Annotated in this window: 18 protein-coding genes and 1 pseudogene; 9 read left to right on the top strand and 10 right to left on the bottom strand. The window is 60.9% G+C overall.

Features of this window, described 5'->3' with window-relative positions; genetic code table 11:
* Nucleotides 1-27: 27 nt before the first annotated feature.
* From AC1D35_RS00810 to AC1D35_RS00790, 5 genes are all read right to left on the bottom strand, one after another.
* Nucleotides 28-771: an NUDIX hydrolase gene (locus tag AC1D35_RS00810; protein WP_113311145.1), complete on the bottom strand. Its 744-nt coding sequence runs from the start codon at nt 769-771 to the stop codon at nt 28-30.
* On the bottom strand, nt 768-1,877 hold the full coding sequence (locus AC1D35_RS00805; protein ID WP_477938167.1) for an endonuclease/exonuclease/phosphatase family protein: 1,110 nt from the start codon (nt 1,875-1,877) through the stop codon (nt 768-770). Before AC1D35_RS00805 ends, AC1D35_RS00810 begins: the two co-directional genes overlap by 4 nt.
* Before the next feature lie 68 nt (nt 1,878-1,945).
* Nucleotides 1,946-2,965, bottom strand: coding sequence for an ABC transporter ATP-binding protein (locus AC1D35_RS00800; RefSeq protein ID WP_113311147.1), 1,020 nt, complete (start codon nt 2,963-2,965; stop codon nt 1,946-1,948).
* Nucleotides 2,953-4,647, bottom strand: a complete 1,695-nt coding sequence (locus AC1D35_RS00795; RefSeq protein ID WP_113311148.1) for an ABC transporter permease — start codon at nt 4,645-4,647, stop codon at nt 2,953-2,955. Before AC1D35_RS00795 ends, AC1D35_RS00800 begins: the two co-directional genes overlap by 13 nt.
* 7 nt (nt 4,648-4,654) lie before the next feature.
* Nucleotides 4,655-5,632, bottom strand: a complete 978-nt coding sequence (locus tag AC1D35_RS00790) for an ABC transporter substrate-binding protein (RefSeq protein WP_113311149.1) — start codon at nt 5,630-5,632, stop codon at nt 4,655-4,657.
* Nucleotides 5,633-5,868: 236 nt separating this feature from the next.
* Here AC1D35_RS00790 and AC1D35_RS00785 point away from each other — a divergent pair, with 236 nt between their 5' ends.
* The 3 genes and pseudogenes from AC1D35_RS00785 to AC1D35_RS00775 all read left to right on the top strand — a co-directional run bounded on the left by AC1D35_RS00785 (nt 5,869) and on the right by AC1D35_RS00775 (nt 8,579).
* Nucleotides 5,869-6,207, top strand: a complete 339-nt coding sequence (locus AC1D35_RS00785) for a hypothetical protein (RefSeq protein WP_113296706.1) — start codon at nt 5,869-5,871, stop codon at nt 6,205-6,207.
* 169 nt (nt 6,208-6,376) lie between these two features.
* A complete protein-coding gene (locus AC1D35_RS00780; RefSeq protein WP_477938166.1) occupies nt 6,377-7,435 on the top strand; it encodes an aldo/keto reductase in 1,059 nt (352 codons plus the stop codon).
* A 95-nt stretch (nt 7,436-7,530) separates the two neighbouring features.
* Nucleotides 7,531-8,579 (top strand): annotated as a pseudogene (locus tag AC1D35_RS00775) (DUF2278 family protein).
* A 25-nt stretch (nt 8,580-8,604) separates the two neighbouring features.
* Here the strand turns inward: AC1D35_RS00775 and AC1D35_RS00770 are convergent.
* Nucleotides 8,605-9,822, bottom strand: coding sequence for an aminotransferase-like domain-containing protein (locus AC1D35_RS00770; RefSeq protein ID WP_113311151.1), 1,218 nt, complete (start codon nt 9,820-9,822; stop codon nt 8,605-8,607).
* A 313-nt stretch (nt 9,823-10,135) separates the two neighbouring features.
* On the opposite strand from AC1D35_RS00770, the gene AC1D35_RS00765 reads away from it, so the two are divergent.
* From AC1D35_RS00765 to AC1D35_RS00750, 4 genes are all read left to right on the top strand, one after another.
* The gene (locus AC1D35_RS00765) at nt 10,136-11,233 is read left to right on the top strand and encodes a branched-chain amino acid aminotransferase (protein WP_477938165.1); all 1,098 of its coding nucleotides are present in this window, start codon (nt 10,136-10,138) and stop codon (nt 11,231-11,233) included.
* A gap of 167 nt (nt 11,234-11,400) precedes the next feature.
* Nucleotides 11,401-11,610: an AbrB/MazE/SpoVT family DNA-binding domain-containing protein gene (locus AC1D35_RS00760; RefSeq protein WP_113311153.1), complete on the top strand. Its 210-nt coding sequence runs from the start codon at nt 11,401-11,403 to the stop codon at nt 11,608-11,610.
* Nucleotides 11,610-11,987 (top strand): type II toxin-antitoxin system VapC family toxin, encoded by a 378-nt coding sequence (locus tag AC1D35_RS00755; protein ID WP_113296700.1) that lies wholly within the window; start codon nt 11,610-11,612, stop codon nt 11,985-11,987. Before AC1D35_RS00760 ends, AC1D35_RS00755 begins: the two co-directional genes overlap by 1 nt.
* Entirely contained in the window at nt 11,984-12,559 is a 576-nt protein-coding gene (locus AC1D35_RS00750) for a class I SAM-dependent methyltransferase (protein ID WP_113311154.1), read from the top strand. The genes AC1D35_RS00755 and AC1D35_RS00750 overlap by 4 nt, the downstream gene beginning before the upstream one ends.
* Before the next feature lie 51 nt (nt 12,560-12,610).
* On the opposite strand, the gene ilvC is transcribed toward AC1D35_RS00750, so the two are convergent.
* Nucleotides 12,611-13,630 carry a ketol-acid reductoisomerase gene (gene ilvC, locus AC1D35_RS00745; RefSeq protein WP_113296698.1) on the bottom strand — a complete coding sequence of 340 codons (1,020 nt, stop codon included), beginning with the start codon at nt 13,628-13,630 and terminating at the stop codon, nt 12,611-12,613.
* 47 nt (nt 13,631-13,677) lie between these two features.
* The gene (locus AC1D35_RS00740; protein WP_113296697.1) at nt 13,678-14,328 is read right to left on the bottom strand and encodes a TetR/AcrR family transcriptional regulator C-terminal domain-containing protein; all 651 of its coding nucleotides are present in this window, start codon (nt 14,326-14,328) and stop codon (nt 13,678-13,680) included.
* 174 nt (nt 14,329-14,502) lie between these two features.
* On the opposite strand from AC1D35_RS00740, the gene AC1D35_RS00735 reads away from it, so the two are divergent.
* Nucleotides 14,503-14,859 carry a DUF4087 domain-containing protein gene (locus AC1D35_RS00735; protein WP_113296696.1) on the top strand — a complete coding sequence of 119 codons (357 nt, stop codon included), beginning with the start codon at nt 14,503-14,505 and terminating at the stop codon, nt 14,857-14,859.
* A 16-nt stretch (nt 14,860-14,875) separates the two neighbouring features.
* On the opposite strand, the gene AC1D35_RS00730 is transcribed toward AC1D35_RS00735, so the two are convergent.
* Nucleotides 14,876-15,784 (bottom strand): AraC family transcriptional regulator, encoded by a 909-nt coding sequence (locus AC1D35_RS00730; RefSeq protein ID WP_113296695.1) that lies wholly within the window; start codon nt 15,782-15,784, stop codon nt 14,876-14,878.
* A gap of 192 nt (nt 15,785-15,976) precedes the next feature.
* Here AC1D35_RS00730 and AC1D35_RS00725 point away from each other — a divergent pair, with 192 nt between their 5' ends.
* Nucleotides 15,977-17,023, top strand: coding sequence for an NAD(P)-dependent alcohol dehydrogenase (locus AC1D35_RS00725; RefSeq protein WP_113296694.1), 1,047 nt, complete (start codon nt 15,977-15,979; stop codon nt 17,021-17,023).
* A 56-nt stretch (nt 17,024-17,079) separates the two neighbouring features.
* Here AC1D35_RS00725 and AC1D35_RS00720 read toward each other — a convergent pair whose 3' ends face one another.
* A complete protein-coding gene (locus tag AC1D35_RS00720) occupies nt 17,080-18,360 on the bottom strand; it encodes an NAD(P)/FAD-dependent oxidoreductase (RefSeq protein ID WP_477852468.1) in 1,281 nt (426 codons plus the stop codon).
* Between the last annotated feature and the right edge of the window lie 95 nt (nt 18,361-18,455).

Here is an 18,455-nt window from a genome sequence, read left to right as displayed (position 1 = left end):
GCCCGACGGGACGCCCGAGCGCAAGCTTCAGGCCCGCTTGCCTGTGAAATACCAGTCGATGATCGGCAGCATGGCGGCATTGTAAGGCTGAGCCTTGGGATCGGCGGAGCGGATCGCAACAGCGCCTGCGATTTCCTTGTCCTCGGCAACCAGCATATGACGGCTAATGAAATCGACCATCTCGTCGGCCGTCATATCGAAGCGGAAAAGCTTGAAAATCGAGACCGAGCGCCTGATGTGGCTGGCGTGGAGCCCGTCACCTGCAACGGCATCGGAGAGGTCGAGACCTGTCTCCTCCATCACCTCACGGGCCATGTTGCTGTCGATATCGCAGCGCCCGTCAACGATATCCTCGGGCTCCAGTGAGCCGGCGGCGAAATAGACCTGGCCGGCATTGGCCGTATGCGCGCCCATGCGAATCGCGACCAGCGCACCGTCGGCTGATTCCAGCACCGGATAGGCGAAGAGATGAATGGCGCCCTTCCGCTCCGGCTGCCTACGCCACCACATGAAGGTCGAGAACGGAACGGAATAGGCCTCGCTCGCAATCCCCTCTCGGGAGAGCTTCAGCCGGTGCTGCAATACCATGCGACCATCGAAGAGCGCCGGATTGGCGGCGATTTCCCGCTCCCAGTTCTCGCGGATCGCCGGTCTGTTCTCAACGAGCAGCGGGTGATCGCCATCGAGTACGCGCAGATTCGAGCCTGCGATCGGAAACACCGTCTGTTCCGGCGGAAAGGCTGAAAGATCTTCTGAAAAGTTTGGTGTCATAAGAGATCCAGTGTCATGACGACGGGGCAATGGTCGGATGCCTTCGGCCTGTCCCAGCCGGTGCGCGGGTAGCGCTCCACCTCCTGCCCGGGCGGGAAGATGGTACGGTAGGGCTGTCCGTGGCGGATGATTTCAGGGATGCGCTTGGCGTTGGCGGCGGCAAKGGCGGGCGATAGCCAGAGATAATCGAGCTGGCAGAGCCACTGCTCCTCCGGCCCGCGCGAATGATAGAGCGTCCAGCGATCAAGCGGCTCGCGGCGACGCACGACATTTTCCGCAAAGCCATCCTGACTGAACACATCGAGCGCGCTTTCGACCTCGTCCTGATGCTCGAAGCGATAACCGATGGTGCGCCGGCCGATGACGTCGACGCGCTCCTGGTAGTCGTTCATGTCGCCGCAGATAACGAAGTTCTTGCTTGCCGTATGCGCAGCTCCGAACCGGTTTTCGATGATTCGGCGAACGGCACGCGCCTCGGCCCGGCGGATCGGCAGGGTCGATTGCCGCCCGTCCAGCCCGTCGCGCGGGCTGCCCATCGACTTGAAATGAACGACATAAAGCGTCATCGGCACCCCGCCGATCCTCAAGTCCAGTTCCAGGCAATCGCGCTTGAAGACCTTGTCGTCGAGCCGGTTGGTCTTGCCGATCTCTTCATCGAAGAGGTCGAAATCGCGATAGGTCACCATCGCATGGCTCTTGATATCCTTGAGCTCGATCTTCTGCCCGTCGCGCGTTTCCTCGCGCATCAGTACGGCGACATCGATGCCGCGGCTGTCATTGCCCTCGACGAGGTATTTCTGCCGGTAGCCATTGCCGACCATGCGATAGAGATAGCCATATTCGAAGGCCTGAAGTGCAGCCATATTGTCGATTTCCTGCAGGCAGAGAATATCGGCATCCGCATCGGCGATGGCGAGCGCCGTCATCTGCCGCGTATCGTCGGTCGACGCGATCACCCGCGCCTGCTCCAGCTGCTGATAGGTGCCCTCGTTATTGACCTCGAAGAGCTTGATGACGCGATCCTGTCGAAGCTGGTTGCGATAGCCTGTAAAGTCGAAACGGGTGAGCAGGTTCTCGACATTGAAAGTAGCAAGGCGAAGCGACATCAGGCATTCCCGGTTGGCATCAGGGCATTACTAGACACGAATAAGCGGCTAGCAAAGCCTATTGTCCCTCAAAGCCGCCAGCCGGCGCGGATGACGACGCGCACCGCCTCGCCGGTCTCGACAACCACGCGGCTGTAGGCGCGCAACGCCTGGCCGTTGCCGAGCGTCAGCTTCACCGCATAACGCTCGCCTTCGAAGAGCACGGATTCGACGATCGCAGGAGCCCCCTCGCCGCCGATAACAACATCTTCCGGACGCACCAGTATATCGGCGCCATCGGTATTGGCGGCCACCAGCGCATCTTCCAGCTCGTCCCATTCCAGATGACGTTCGCTGCCCATGACAGGCAGCGTGACGATCGCGCCGCGGCCGATCAGCCCGCCGACCATGCGCCCTTCCGGCCGTGCATAGATCTCGGCCGGAGGCGCCACCTGCAACAGCCGTCCTTCGGACATGACGGCGACGTCGGTGGCCAGCGCCATCGCCTCGCTCTGGTCATGCGTCACATAGATCATCGTCGCACCGGAGCGCTGGTGAAACTCCCGGAAGGTTTCCTCCATCTCCTGCTTCAGATGCCGGTCGAGATTGGCGAGCGGTTCGTCGAGCAGCACGACATCGGGCGATGTCACCAGGCAGCGGGCAAGCGCCACGCGCTGACGCTGGCCGCCGGAGAGATCGGCCGGCCGCCGTTCGGCATAATCGACGAGCCTAACAGTCGATAGCGCTTCGCGCACCTTCGCCTTGTAGACTTCGCCGGAGATGCCGCGCACCTTCAGCGGATAGCCGACATTGTCTGCCACGCTCATATGCGGCCAGAGCGCATAGGACTGGAAGACCATCGCCATGTTGCGCTTTTCCGGCGGCAGCGATTGCGAGGCATCGGCAAGCAACCGCTCGCCGAGATGGATGGAACCATCGCTCGGCGTCTCAAAGCCGGCAATCATGCGCAGCACCGTCGTCTTGCCGCAGCCGGAGGGGCCGAGCAGCGCCAGGAAACCGCCCTCGCGCACGTCGAGCGAAAAGCCGCTGACCGCCGCCCGTCCCGTGCCGAAATCCTTGGCAACCTGATTGAGGATCAGCTTCGCCACGGCACCACTCCCTTGGGCAGATGTTTCGCCAGAAGCTCCAGAAGCAGCATCATGGCGACGACCATGAAGACGACGAGCACTGACAGAGCCGAGGCAAGGTCGGAACTGCCGCTGTCATCGAGATTGTAGATGGCGACACCCAGCGTCTGCGTGCCAGCCGACCAGAGCAGCGCCGAAATCGTCAGCTCGTTGCAGGCGATCAGAAAGACGAGGATGACCGAGGCACCAGCCGCCGGGGCAATCAGCGGCACGATGATATCCTTCAGCCGCCGGAAGAAGCCGGCGCCCGAAAGCCGTGCCGCCTCTTCCAGTGCCGGATCGAGCTGATGAAAGGCGCTGACCACAGGCTTCAGGCTGACGGCGAAAAAGGAGGAGAAATAAGCGATGAGAATGATCCAGACCGTGCCGTAGAGCGTCACGTTCAGCACCGGGATGGGTGCGGCGAAGACAAGAATGAAGCAGACCGCCATGACGATGCCCGGCAGCGAATAGGGAATCTCGACAAGGCTGGAAACGATTCGCGAGAGCGTATCCCTGCGCCGCGTGAGCGCATAGGCAGCCAGCACCGTCACGAAGAGCAGTCCGACCGCCGCCCCGCTCGCGAGCGACAGCGAATTAACGAAGGCCGTGCGTGTCACCGCCTGCCGGAAGAGGATCTCCTCGAAGGCATGAAACGTCATGGTCTTGAAAGTCAGCGGCACGCCGTAAGCCGGCACCAATGCGCCGGCCACCAACGCAAAGAAGGGTGCCGCCAGCATGAAGAATAGCACGATCCACAGCAGCGGCGTGAAAATGAGCTTCCAGCCGCCGAGTTCGAAGGCGGCCGTTGCGCCAGACAGGCCGATCACCCGGTAATCGCGCCCGCGCAACGCCCGGTCCTGGATGGCAAGGCCGGCGACAGAGATCAGCGCGATGATGGCAGAGAGCAGCGCCACATCGCCGAAGGTGCGGCCGGTAAAGGCGGTGAACTTCGAAAAGATCAGCGTCGGCAGCGTGAAGATCGAGGCCGGAATGCCGAGAATGGCGGGAATGCCGAAATTGCCGGTACAGGACACGAAGGAAATTGCCGCCCCCGCAATGACGCCCGGCAGCGACAGCGGCAGGATGATATCGCGAAACACCCTGAGACTCGATGCGCCCGACAGCCGCGCCGCTTCCACGCCGTCGCGCGGCAGGGTCATCAGCCCTGCCCTCAGCGCCAGATAGACAAGCGGCGCATGCTGCACGCCATAGAGCAGCGCAATACCGCCAACCGAATAGAGCGGCTGCGGCGATCCCATCGGCGGCGCAATATGCAGCGCCTTCAGAAGCGGGCTTGACGGTCCCGACATCTGCACCCAGGCAAGCGCCGTCACCTGCGGCGGGATCATCATCGGCAGCACGAAGAAGAAGCTGAGCGGCCCCTTGGCCGGGATGTCCGTCAGCGTCAGCAGATAGGCGAAACCGCAGCCGACGATAAGCGAGATAACAGTGCCGAGGATGGCCGTGACGATGGTGTAATAGACCGCCGACCAGACCATGGGATCGGAGAGAACCACCATGACGCCGCCATTGGCAAAGGCGGAAATGCCGACGACCGCGAGCCGTGCCAGAGGCAGCACGCTGAGGAAGAGAACCACTGAAACAATGAAAGGAAACAGCCAGACGGGCTGGCTGCTCCCTGCACGTACATAACCCTGCATGGGTCTATTATTTCGAACCGAAGAGATCCGTAAAGGTCTTCAGGTCCTTGTCGGTATTTTTCAGCGCCTCGGCGGCGTTGATGGGCAGAACCTTGATCGTGTCGCGTGCCGGGAAACCTGCGGGCAGCTTCATGCCGTTGCGGGCCGGAATATAACCGAGTTTCAGGAAGCCTTCCTGGCCTTTTTCGGAGAGAACGTAGTCGACGAACTTCTTAGCGGCATCGGCATTCTTGGCGCTGGCGAGAATACCGACCGGCTCGGTCACAGCCGAAACGCCTTCGCTCGGGAAGACGAATTCAACCGGAGCGCCCTTGGCCTTTTCGCGGATCGGCAGGTAATCGACGACCACGCCGTAAGCCTTTTCGCCAGTGGCGACGGACTTCAGGACAACGCCGTTGCCGCCGGAAGCGACAGCAGCATTATCGGCAAGCGATTTGTAGAAATCCCAGCCGAGGCCGGGAACGGCGGCCAGCGTCTGGGCATGAATAAGAGCTGCACCCGAAGCAAGCGGGCTCGGCATGGTGACGAGGCCCTTGGCTTCCGGCTTGGCAAGATCTTTCCAGCTCGTCGGCTTCATGGCAGCCGACGTGTTGTACATGATGCCGGTCGTGATCAGCTTCGTGGAATAGTAATAACCGCCGGCGTCATAGAGAGCAGCGTCGTAGTTTGCTGCTTCCGGCGACTTGTAGGCGAGCAGCTTGCCGTCTTCCTTGAGGCGCTCGAGCGTCACGACATCGGCGATCAAGAGAACGTCGGCAACCGGATTGCCGGCCTGGATTTCAGCCTGGAGCTTTGCCATGATCTTCGGCGTGCCGTCGCGCACCCAGTCGACCTTGATATCGGGGTTGGCGGCCATGAAACCATCGACGGTCGCCTGCGCATCTTCGTTCGGCTGGCTGGTGTAGAGAACGAGATTGGCGGCGGAAGCCGGGACGGCGAGAAGGCTCGCGGCAAGCAATGCAGCGGCGGAAACTAGCGTTTTCATGGATGACCCTCGGATTGCGATACCCCTCCCTTATTAGGGGCGTTTGACAGCGATGTGACAGGGCACAGCGGCCTCGGCTTGGTCAACCAGGCCAGCCGATTGCCGCGCCTTCCTATCTGCTTTCTCAACAAAACACGCATTTTTCCGATAGGGGTAAAAGCAAATCATATAAACTTTAGATTGAATCATCTACGGCTCTGCGATGCCCGATCCGCTTTCAACACGCTGGAGCCCCAATGAAGATCTGTATTGCGACCGTGCTTGCCTGTGCGATTCTCGCCGGATGTCAGACGACAGCCAATAAACCGTCCAAAGAATTGAAGGATTATCCCGAGGGGGTAGCCTATCAGGACTGCCTCTTGTCGCGCGCAGTCGCCTATGCCCCGCAACAAGGCTCGCCATTGGAATTGGGATTGATCGCCGCCAACTCCTGCAGCTCCGCTCGCCAGGCCCTGCTCGACGCAGTCAGCAAAAATGAAAGCCCGGGCTTTGTGCGTGAACTGTCACGCGCTATGGAACGAAATCAACCGCTAGTCGCGGCAGATATGATCCTCGCGCTGCGGACAAAAAAATAGCGTTTATCCCGAAGTCTGCTCGCCGACCTCGTGTCGAAATCCGCTGGCTATTGTCCTCGCGCAAGCGTCGGCAAGAGCGTAATCTCACGGAGGCGTGAACGTTTTGCTGTTTGACGATCAGCTGCCCTGCGGTACGTCAATCAGGCCATTTTCATGAGGAGGAATTTCAATGGAATATCGTTTGCTCGGCCGTTCCGGCCTGAAAGTTTCCACTGCAACCATGGGCACGATGACCTTCGGCGGCGTCGGCTGGGCAAAGACGGTCGGCGATCTCGGCGCGCAGGAAGCCCGCCGTATGGTCGATATCTGCCTCGATGCCGGCGTCAACCTGATCGATACGGCCAATGTCTATTCTTCCGGCGAATCCGAAAATATCATCGGTGAAGTGCTCGGCGGCAAGCGCCCTGATGGAGTGCTGCTCGCCACCAAGGCCCGCTTCGGCATGGGCGATGGCCCGAACGACCGCGGCCTGTCGCGCTACCACCTGATCCGCGAATGCGAGGCGAGCCTCAAGCGCATGAAGACCGATGTCATCGACCTCTATCAGGTCCATGAATGGGACGGCCAGACGCCGCTCGAAGAAACCATGGAAGCGCTCGATACCCTGATCAAGCAGGGCAAGGTGCGTTATGTCGGCTGCTCGAACTATTCCGGCTGGCACATCATGAAGGCGCTAGGCGTCGCCAACGAACACAAGTACCAGCGCTTCGTCAGCCAGCAGATCCACTACACGCTGGAAGCCCGCGACGCCGAATACGAACTGCTGCCGATCTCCATCGATCAGGGCCTCGGCGTCCTCGTCTGGAGCCCGCTCGCCGGCGGTCTTCTCTCCGGCAAGCACCGCCGCAATGCCGCCGCTCCCGWAGGCACCCGCCAGTTCGCCGGCTGGACCGAACCGCCGATCCGCGACGAAGACCGCCTCTGGAACATCGTCGAAACGCTGGTGGCAATCGGCGAGGAACGCGGCGTTTCGGCAGCGCAGGTCGCACTCGCCTGGCTGATCGGCCGCAAGGCGGTCACGTCTGTCATCATCGGCGGCCGCACAGAGGCTCAGTTCAAGGACAACCTCGCCGCCGCCGATCTGAAGCTCTCGGAGGAGGAGCGCAAGCGCCTCGACGATGTCAGCGTACCGCCGGTGATCTACCCCTACTGGCACCAGCTCAACACGGCGAATGACAGGCTGAGTGAAGCCGACATGGAACTCTTCGCGCCGCACCTGAAGAAGTAAGCTCTCCAAAGCATTGCATGGCGGAAAATCAGCGTCACAAAAGATGCATTTCCGCCATGCTATCGTGAACCCCTGCCCCCATCACGAGGTTCACCATGCTCCGGAATTACAAGGTGCTGAAGGGTACGGCTTCGGCGCTCGCCCTTGACGACGACAACGATCCGCATATCGAAATCCGCATCGAGGCCGGTGGCGTCAGCTATCGCATCGCCATGAACGTGCGCTCGAAGGAATCGCCGCACGACTTGCTCTATGCCAATGTCATGGATTTCCAGCACGAGACGCTGACATCAGAACTCACCGCTTTGCCTATGGGTCTGACCGATATCAGAGGCGACCGAAAGGATCTGGCGATCGACTATGTGCGCGGCGGCATGATCGAGCGCGAGGACATGGACGTGGCGCCCTTCCAGCTCGACGGGCCGAAGAACGATCTGCGCGATTTCATCGAACCGATCGTGCAGGAAGGCATCGCCGACAAGTCCATCCACTTCTACGCCTTCGGCGAAGCCTGGGGGCCGGAGAACAACAAGCCGGATGAATATTTCGGCTTCGAGCCCGGCAACGGCATTCACGATATCCATATGAATCAGGGCGACAGCGGCAGTTTCCGCGCCACCAACGCGCCCAATCAGGACGGCGCACTTCTGATCCATTTTTCGGATGAGGACCACTGGGCAGCGATCTTCCTCGGCTTCCAGTCGCAAAACTGGAACACCGATGCCAACACCGGCCATCCGGTCGGCGACAACAGGGGCGGTCAGGGCCGCGGTGAAGGCACCCGTCGGCCGCAGCCGATCGTCGCCTCGTCGCTGCGTATCGTCGCCGCCATGATCAGATCAATCCCGTGAACCGCGCCGACGGCACCGAGGAGGAGACGGTGACGCTCGTCAACCGCTCTGATGTCGCGATGTCGATCGAAGGCTGGTCGCTGGAAGATGGTGAAGGCCGCAAACAAAAGCTGACGGGATCCCTCGCCTCGGGCGAATTCCGCACCATCACGCTCGACCCTGACAATGGCGGCCCGCAGCTTGCCAACAAGGGCGGCGACATCATCCTGCTCAACGCCGATGGCGCGATTGCCGACCGGGTCGGCTACGGCAAGAGCGAGACCGCAAACGAAGGCTGGACGACGATTTTCTGATCGCCGCCCAGACCAATATTCGGTATCAGCCGATCTCGCTGGCGATCAGCCTGCCGAGACGGCTGATGCCCTCTTCGATCATCTGCTCGTTGGCGCAGGAGAAGCTGACGCGGAACGTGTTGGCACCCGAACCATCGGCGAAGAAGGCCTGGCCGGGAACGAAGGCGACCTTGGCGCTTTCCAACGACTTGGCCAGCAGTTTGGCGCCATCCATACCCTCCGGCAGCGTGACCCAGATGAACATGCCGCCTTCCGGCTTCGTCCAGCGCGAGCCTGCAGGCATGTACTTCTCGAGTGCCGCCAGCATGCTGTTGCGGCGCTGGCTGTAGGCGGCCCTGACCTTGGCGACCTGTGCATCGAAACCGCGTTCGGCAACTTCCGAAATCGCCATCTGGTTGATGGTCGAGGAATGCAGATCGGCCGCCTGCTTCATCAGCACCAGCTTGCGAATGACAGGCGCATTGCCGACGATGAAGCCGACGCGAAGACCCGGCGCCAGCGTCTTGGAGAAGCTGCCGCAATAGATCGTGCGCGTATCGTTGATATGGCCCTTTTCGGCAATCTCCAGCGCCAGGATCGGCGGGATCGGATCGCCGTTATAGCGTAGCGACTGGTAGGCGGCGTCTTCGATGACGGCGATGTCGAGCTCTTCGGCAAGTTTCAGAACCTTCTCGCGGCCATCGCGGTCGACGGTCTCGCCGGTCGGGTTGGAGAAATCGGCAGAGAGATAGGCGAATTTCACCTTGCCGCCCTTTTGCGCTGCAGCCTCGCGGTAAGAATCCGGCGTGCGGTTACCGCCGGGCGTCAGCTGGTCATAGGACGGCTCGTAGGCATTGAAAGCCTGCAGCGCGCCGAGATAGGTCGGCCAGGTGACGAGTGCGGTATCGTTGGGCGACAGGAACAGCTTGCCGAGATAATCGAGGCCCTGCTGCGAGCCAGAGACGATGAAGACATTGTCGAGCGCGCAGGGAATGCCGAGGTCCGCCATCTGCTTGACCAGCCATTCGCGCAACGGCTTGTAGCCTTCCGAGACCGAATATTGGAGGGCGGAGTTGACGGCCGAGCTGTCGAAAATGTCAGCATAAGCCTGCTTGAATTCCTTGTCCGGAAACAGCGCCGGGTCGGGAATGCCGCCGGCAAAGGAGATGATGTCAGGCCGGTCGAGAAGTTTCAGAAGCTCGCGGATTTCCGAGGCGCGCATCCGTGAAGAGCGCGTCGCAAACATATTGTCCCAGTTCAGCATGGGGTTTCCTCATATTTTTATAATATCAGCAGCTCACCATGCAGTGAAATTTATGTCAACAATACTGACCTATTTTCTTGTCACTGTGACAAGATTGGAGGTCTTATATTTGAAAGCCCTGGTGTCGATCGGGCTGACATCAGAGATTTCACACAACCAAACCGAATGCCTGCCTCGTTGCGTGAAAGTTCGGCACATCACGCGATTATTCCTCTGATCAAAAGCCGAAACCGGCTGATTCAGACCTTTCCAAAACCGGTCCGGCAGCAGTAGTGTGCCGGCCATTATTCAATGGACTATCAAGGTGCCAGCAATGACCGCGACGTCGACCTCTCCTGAAATCAAGATCGAATTCCACAAGTCTCCCGTCTCCGATGCCGACCGAATCCGGGCACTGGAAACGCCCGGTTTCGGCAAGATCTTCACGGATCATATGGTCCTGGCACGATGGACTGCCGACAAGGGCTGGCACGATGCGAAGGTAACGGCGAGGCGGCCTCTGGAGCTCGATCCTGCGAGCGCCGTGCTGCACTACGCGCAGGAAATCTTCGAAGGCATGAAAGCCTACAAGGCAGACGATGGCCGCATCCTGCTCTTCCGGCCTGAAGAAAACGCCCGCCGCTTCGCGCAGTCGGCGGCCCGCATGGCGATGCCTGCCGTGCCGGAGGAACTTTTCCTGAAGGCGGTTGAAGAACTTGTTCGCGTCGACAAGAACTGGATACCCTCAGGTGACGCCAGCCTCTACCTTCGCCCCTTCATGTTCGCCAACGAAGCATTCCTCGGCGTTCGTCCGGCGCAGGAATATATCTTCTGCATCATCGCCTCCCCGGTCGGCGCCTATTTCAAGGGCGGCGCGAAGGCGGTCTCGCTCTGGGTCGAAACCGCCTATACCCGCGCAGCCGCCGGTGGCACCGGTGCCGCAAAATGCGGCGGAAACTACGCAGCCAGCCTGGTGGCCCAGGCCGAAGCGGCGAAGAAGGATTGCGATCAGGTCGTCTTCCTGGACGCAGCAGAGCATCGCTGGGTCGAAGAACTCGGCGGCATGAACGTCTTCTTCGTGATGAACGACGGAACGGTCGTGACCCCGCCGCTCGGCGGCACGATCCTGCCCGGCATCACCCGCGCCTCGGTCATCGTGCTGGCTGAAGAAAAAGGCCTGCGCGTAGAACAGCGCCCCTACTCCTTCGAGGAATGGCAGGCCGATGCGRCAAGCGGCAAACTCGTCGAAGCCTTCGCTTGCGGCACAGCCGCGGTGCTGGCCGGCATCGGCCTGGTTCGCCACGCCGACGGCGAATTCAAGGTCGGAGACGGCCAGACCGGCAAGCTGACATCAGAACTGCGCCAACAGCTCGTCGGTCTGCAGAAGGGCGTCACGAACGACGAGCGCGGCTGGACGCGCCGTGTTCTCTGATCTGAAGTCCGGGAATGCTGCTGCGTTCCCGACGTAGATCTCCCGCGACAGCGCGACAACATCGAAGCCGGGCTTAATGCCCGGTTTTTAATTGCTGGAAACGGTTCGCCGTTGACCGCAACGAGCCAAATTCTTACTATCTAATGATCGATAGAGGAAAGGTAAGAATGGCAACCACAACTCTCTCCGCAAAATTCCAGATCTCCATTCCGAAGGAAGTGCGCGAACAGCAGCACTGGTCCGCAGGCCAGGAATTCGTCTTCATCCCCAAGGGCAAAGGCGTCCTGCTCATCCCCGTCCCCGAACTCGCCGATCTCAAGGGCATGGCCAAAGGCGCCGACCCCGCCAACTATCGCGACAGGAAAGACCGGTTCTGATGCGCGTCGTCGATAGCTCGGCTTGGATCGAATGGCTGACACAAGGCCCGGCAACAGACCGCCTGCAGGGCGAAATGCCCGTGCGCACAGAATGTATCGTCCCGACTATCGTACAACTCGAACTCGCTAAATGGCTGGAGCGCGAACGTGGTGAGGACGCCGTCGATTCCTTCTTCGCCTACACAGCCACCTGCATCATCGCGCCCCTCGATACGGCGCTCGCCCGCCGCGCTGCCGAAGTCTCGGCCAGGCGGAAGCTCGCGCTTGCAGATGCCATCATCTACGCCACCGCCGAATTGCACGATACCGATGTCCTGACACTGGACGCCCATTTCAAGAACCTGGACCGGGTGATCTATATCGAGAAGAATCTATGACCATCTCCTTCTACGACGACAACGCCGAGGCTTACGCCACCCGCGATCGCAAGCCAAAGGCGACAAGGCTCGATGCCTTCCTGGCCGCCCTCCCCGAACAGACACGCATCCTGGAGCTTGGCTGCGGTGGTGGACAGGACTGCGCCTACATGCTGTCCAAGGGCTTCGACGTCACTCCGACGGATGGCTCGGCTGCGCTTGCCCGGCAGGCCGAGAAGCTGGTCGGCAGGCCGGTAAAGGTCATGCGCTTCGAAGATCTATCAGCCAGCGAGGAATTCGGTGGCATCTGGGCGGAGGCAAGCCTCCTGCATGTGCCTCGCGCCGATCTCCCCACCATCCTCACTCTCATCCGCAACGCCCTGAAGCAGGACGGCGTCTTCCACGCGAGCTTCAAGGCCGGTACCGCCGAAGGCCATGACAGCTTCGGTCGCTACTACAACTATCCTTCGAGCGAATGGCTGCAGGAGTTGCTCGTTGCCGGAGGCTGGAGGCATATCGCGATCAACGAAGCCGATGGCGGCGGCTACGACGACAAGCCGACCCGCTGGCTGTATCTCAGCGCCAGTAAATGAAAAGGCCGGAACTTTCGTCCCGGCCTCTCATAATCACAATCTTGGAACAGCTTAGTTGACGGACTTGTCGACCAGCTTGTTCTTGCCGATCCAGGGCATCATGGCGCGGAGCTTCGTGCCGACTTCCTCGATCTGGTGGCTGTCGTTCAGGCGACGAATGCCCTTGAAGCGCGCGCCGCCGGCGCGGTATTCCTGCATCCAGTCCGAGGTGAACTTGCCGGTCTGGATGTCCTTGAGGACACGCTTCATCTCGGCCTTGGTCTCGGCGGTGATGATGCGCGGACCGGAGACGTATTCGCCCCACTCGGCCGTGTTGGAGATCGAGTAGTTCATGTTGGCGATGCCGCCTTCATAGATCAGGTCGACGATCAGCTTCACTTCGTGCAGGCATTCGAAATAGGCCATTTCCGGAGCGTAACCGGCTTCGGTGAGCGTTTCGAAACCAGCGCGGATGAGTTCGACGAGGCCGCCGCAGAGAACGACCTGTTCGCCGAAGAGGTCGGTTTCGCACTCTTCGCGGAAGTTGGTTTCGATGATGCCCGAACGGCCGCCGCCGACGCCGCAGGCGTAGGAGAGCGCGAGTTCAAGTGCATTGCCGGACGCGTTCTGGTGAACGGCTACGAGGCAGGGAACGCCGCCGCCCTTCTGGTATTCGCCGCGAACCGTGTGGCCCGGGCCCTTCGGGGCGATCATGACGACGTCGACCGAAGCCTTCGGCTCGATGAGGCCGAAGTGGACGTTGAGGCCGTGGGCGAAGGCGATGGCTGCGCCGTCACGGATGTTGCCGGCGATGTCGGCCTTGTAGATGTCGGCCTGCAGTTCGTCCGGGGTTGCCATCATCATCAGGTCGGCCCAGGCGGCAGCTTCGGCAACCGTCATGACCTTGAAGCCATCGGCTTCGGCCTTCTTGACGGTCGGCGAACCGGCTTTGAGCGCGATGACAACGTTCTGGGCGCCGGAATCCTTGAGGTTCAGCGCATGTGCGCGACCCTGCGAACCGTAGCCGATGATGGCGACTTTCTTGGACTTGATGAGGTTGAGATCGGCATCACGATCGTAATAGACGCGCATTGAAATTCCTTCCCTTTTGCTTGTCTTGTTGACTGTCAGTAAGCGGGTCAGCCGAGGATCGGCATCTCCGCCAGAACTTTCTCCGTGCCGTAGAGGCGCAGGAAAGCGGTGACCGCCTTCTCCGCCTGACGCGCGGTATCCTTGAGGCCTGGCTCGCCGAGCAGCATGCGCACATGCAGATCGGAAACACTAAGACCGTAAAGCGTGTGATAGGCCTCGTCGGCATCATGGAAGCGCAACAGCCCTGCCCGTTTGCCGGCATCGATCAGCGCCATGGCACGGCGGTCGATCTGCCGCCGGCCGCGTTCGAGCAGAAGCTTGCCAAGCTTGGAGCCGTCGCGATGCGACTGGCCGATTGCCAGCCGGTTCAGCGCCAGCGAGACATCGCCGGCCAGAACCTCGAGCAGGTCGCGTGCAAAGATGACGAGATGGTCGTGCAGGCTCGTATAAGTCAGCCGCTCTCCGCTGCGCTCGAAGGTGCGCACCTTGCTCGCCTGGTAGGCGATCATCGCAGACAGCAATCCATCACGGTCGCCGAACCACTTGTAGAGGCTTTCCTTGGAGCAGTTGGCCGCGCGCGCCACGCCCGAGGTCGTCAGCGCCTTCTCCCCGCCATCGACGAGAAGCTGCAGCGCCTGCTCCAGAACAGCGTTCTGGCGTGGCGAAAACTCGCTCGGCTCTGCGACATCGACTGACACGGATTCAACTCCCCATTTACGTACCGTACGGTACGGTTCGTGGCGTTTATGCGCCAGATCGAGGGCTCTCGTCAAGAAGCATCAGGAGATTTTTTCGTATCATATGAAACAGTGGAATTCGGCTGTTCGAAGGCAGGCAAATAGCCGAGTATCGAGGCCCAAGGAGAATCGCCCGTGAAGACAGCAGTCCTCGCCGCAGCTTTGTCGCTCGCTCTCGCCTTTCCCGCTCTTGCCGCCGAAACGCGCTGCGGCTGGATCCAGAACCCGACACCCGCCAACTGGTGGCTGGACGATGCGGAAAATACCTGGACGATCATGACGCAGGGAAGCGGTGACGAGCCTGAGGGCATGGACCTCATCCCCGACATTTCCGAGCACGATTACGTGCAGACCAACGGCAATTACGGCTATGCCTGCGCCTGTATGAGCGTCGAGACCGATGGCAAGGAACGCATCACGCGCATCCTCTCCTTCCGCCAGTTGAAGCTTGCGAAGTGCCGTGCCGACAAGGCGCTGAAATTCCCAGGCTGAGACTTACTCCCACGCCTTATTCCGCTGCTACAGCATCTCGCGCGCCATCGACATCGCGTGCGGGTGAAGCGCCGTAGAGGCGGCTATATTCGCGGCTGAACTGCGACGGGCTCTGATAGCCGACCTGATGACCGGCAGTCCCTGCATCCAGCCGCTCCACCAGCATCAGCCGGCGCGCCTCATGCAGGCGAAGCTGCTTCTGATATTGCATCGGCGTCATTGCCGTCACCGATTTGAAGTGGTGATGGAAGGATGACGCGCTCATGCTGACGTGGTCGGCTAGTTCCTCGATGCGCAGGGGCCGAGCGAAATTCTCCTTCAGCCAGGCGACGGCGCGCGCGATCCTGTTGCTGTGGCTGTCAGCCGTCGCGATGTTGATCAGCCGCTCGCCATCCGGCCCGGTCAGTATCCGATAGAGGATTTCCTGCTCGATCAGCGGCGCCATGGCCGGAATGTCGTCTGGACGATCGAGCAAGCGCAGCAGGCGCACGGCGGCGTCCAGAAGCTCCGGCGGGGCGACGTTGACGGTCATACCGCGCTGCCCGTCTGTGTGGGCGCCTGGGCGAGGAACATCAATGCGGCTTAAGAGCTCCAGCAGCTTTTCGGAGTCAATCGCGAGCCCCAGACAGAGATGCGGCACCTCCGGGCTGGCCTCGGCGATACGCCATGCGACCGGCAGATCGAGCGAAGTCAGCAGATAGTCCCCGGTTCCGTAGCTGATGAACTCATTGCCGAGGCGGAGGCTCTTGGCGCCCTGCAGCACAAAGGCGAAGCAGGGCTTGTAGCTACTATGCAGCGGATCACTGGGGTTCGAGCGGCGGCTGATGTGGAGGTTGCCGATCGACGTGCGGAACTCGCCATCGCCTGGCGCAAAGCGCATCGCGATATCGACGATTTCCTGATAGGGATTGAAGGGCAATGTCATGCGGCAACTCTTTCTGTCTGACACCAGCGATACCGCTTCTATCTAGGCCGCCTTTTCCATTTCGCAAACAGGTGGCCGGCTCACTTTTGCAGGATCGTGCAAAAAGCTGAGAGTATCGCTCTAACGCTGCAGCACGGTTCCGGGCAATATTCCGCCCACCCCCACCCCTCCCAATCGAAAAGGAAGGTTCCCATGCCTATTGCAAGAGGCTACGCCGCGACTGACGCTTCCAAGCCGCTGACCCCCTTCACCTTCGAACGCCGCAATCCGAACCCGGATGACGTCGTCATCGACATCAAGTTTGCAGGCATCTGCCATTCGGACATTCACACCGTCCGCAACGAATGGAAGAACGCCGTTTATCCGATCGTGCCGGGCCATGAGATCGCCGGCATCGTGACCGCTGTCGGCTCCGAAGTGACCAAGTTCAAGGTCGGCGATCGCGTCGGCGTCGGCTGCTTCGTCGATTCCTGCGTCGGCTGCGCCACCCGCGATGTCGATCTGGAACAGTATATGCCGGGCCTCGTCGGCACCTACAATGAGTTCGAAGCAGACGGCAAGACCCGCACCCAGGGCGGCTATTCCGATAGCATCGTCGTCAAGGAAGGCTATGTCATGTCCATCCCGGACAACCTTCCGCTCGACGCGTCCGCTCCGCTTCTCTGCGCCGGCATCACGCTCTATTCGCCGCTGCGCCACTGGAAGGCCGGTCCCGGCAAGAAGGTTGCCATCGTCGGCATGGGCGGCCTCGGCCATATGGGCGTCAAGCTGGGTGCTGCCATGGGCGCCGATATCACCGTGCTCTCGCAGAGCCTCTCCAAGAAGGAAGATGGCCTGAAGCTCGGCGCCAAGGAATATTACGCCACCAACGACCCGGAAACCTTCAAGAAGCTCGCCGGCGCCTTCGACCTCGTCATCTGCACCGTCAGCGCCGAGATCGACTGGAATGCCTATCTCGGCCTCGTGAAGGTGGATGGCGCTTTCGTCGTGGTCGGCGTTCCCGAAAACGCAATCCCGGTTCACGCCTTCTCGCTGGTCCCGGGCCGCAAGAGCATCTCCGGCTCGATGATCGGCTCGATCAAGGAAACCCAGGAAATGCTCGACTTCTGTGGCGAGCACAACATCGTTTCCGAGATCGAGAAGATCAACATCCAGCAGGTCAACGAAGCCTATGAGCGCGTCCTGAAGAGCGACGTCCGCTACCGCTTCGTCATCGACATCGCCTCGCTGGCAGCCTGATGAAACAGAAAGGGCGGCTCCCGGAGCCGCCCTTTTCCTTTATCGTCTGTTTGCCCCTACCGGTCGTCGCGCATGGTCTCGCGCTGGGTGATCAGCCGGGCGCTGTGCTGGCCGCTCATATAGATCCAGAACCAGTTCCAGGCGACGGCGAAGCGCGAGCGCGTGCCGATCAGGAAGTAGATATGGGCGAGCCCCCAGATCCACCAGGCGAGCCAGCCCTTGAGCTTGAACCGGCCGAAATCGATGATCGCCGCACTCTTGCCGATCGTCGCCAGACTTCCCTGATGCCAATATTTGAACGGTCCCGGCGCCGGCTTGCCGGATAGCCGCGCACGGATGACCTTCGCGACATAGCCGCCCTGCTGCTTGGCCGCCGGCGCAATGCCCGGCACCGGCTTGCCATCCTCACGTATCACAGAAGCCGTATCGCCGATCACGAAGACATCGGGCAAGCCCGGCGCCGTCAGATCCTTCTCGACGATGGTGCGCCCCGCCCGGTCGGCCGGCACGCCGAGCCAGCGCGCCGCATGCGAAGCCTGCACGCCTGCGGCCCAGACGATCGTGCGGCTCGGAATGAAACTTTCGCCGACCGTCACGCCATCAGCCGTACATTGCGTCACCGGCGTACCCGTCAGCACCTCGACGCCCAGCTTTTCCAATGCCTTTTGCGCATAAGCCGAGAGATCCTCGGCAAAAGCCGGCAATACCCGCGGCCCCGCCTCGATCAGCACGACGCGGGTCTTGCGCGTGTCGATGTTGCGGAATTCCTTGGGCAGCGTGAAATGCGCCAACTCGGCGATGATGCCGGCAAGCTCGCAGCCCGTGGGGCCTGCACCAACGATAGAGAAAGTCAAAAACGCGTCGCGCACAGCGGGATCGCTTTCCACTTCCGCCCGCTCGAAGGCGAGCAGCACGCGGCGGCGGATGGTCGTCGCATCCTCGAGCGTCTTCAGGCCCGGGGCGACAGGTTCCCATTCGTCATGGCCGAAATAAGCGTGCGTTGCGCCAGTCGCCAGCACCAGCGTATCGTATTTCAGCACCATGCCACTGCGCAGGGACACGGTCTTTGCATTGGGATCGACGCCATTGACCTCACCGAGCAGCGTGGTCACCTCGGGCCGGTCGGCATAGAGATGGCGGATCGGCCAGGCGATCTCTGAAGTGGATAGGATGGTGGTAGCCACCTGATAAAGCAGCGGCTGGAAGAGATGGTGGTTGCGCCGGTCTATAAGCGTGATCTTCACGCCCCCTCCCCTTGATCCCAGGCCTTTCAATCCATTGACGAGCTGCAGCCCGCCGAAACCGCCGCCGACAACGACGACGTGATGCTCGCTCATGACCTACCCCTTTTTGTCATTCTGCTGCAGCCAATGTCGCCTTTCACACAAAGGTTTCAACTGCCTTTTCGGCATGCCTGCCCTGCGCCGCCGAC

This window comes from Rhizobium sp. P1_E6, assembly GCF_056405875.1.
Note: the sequence above shows the minus strand (reverse complement) of the source record. Positions and strands in the feature narration are given on the sequence as shown.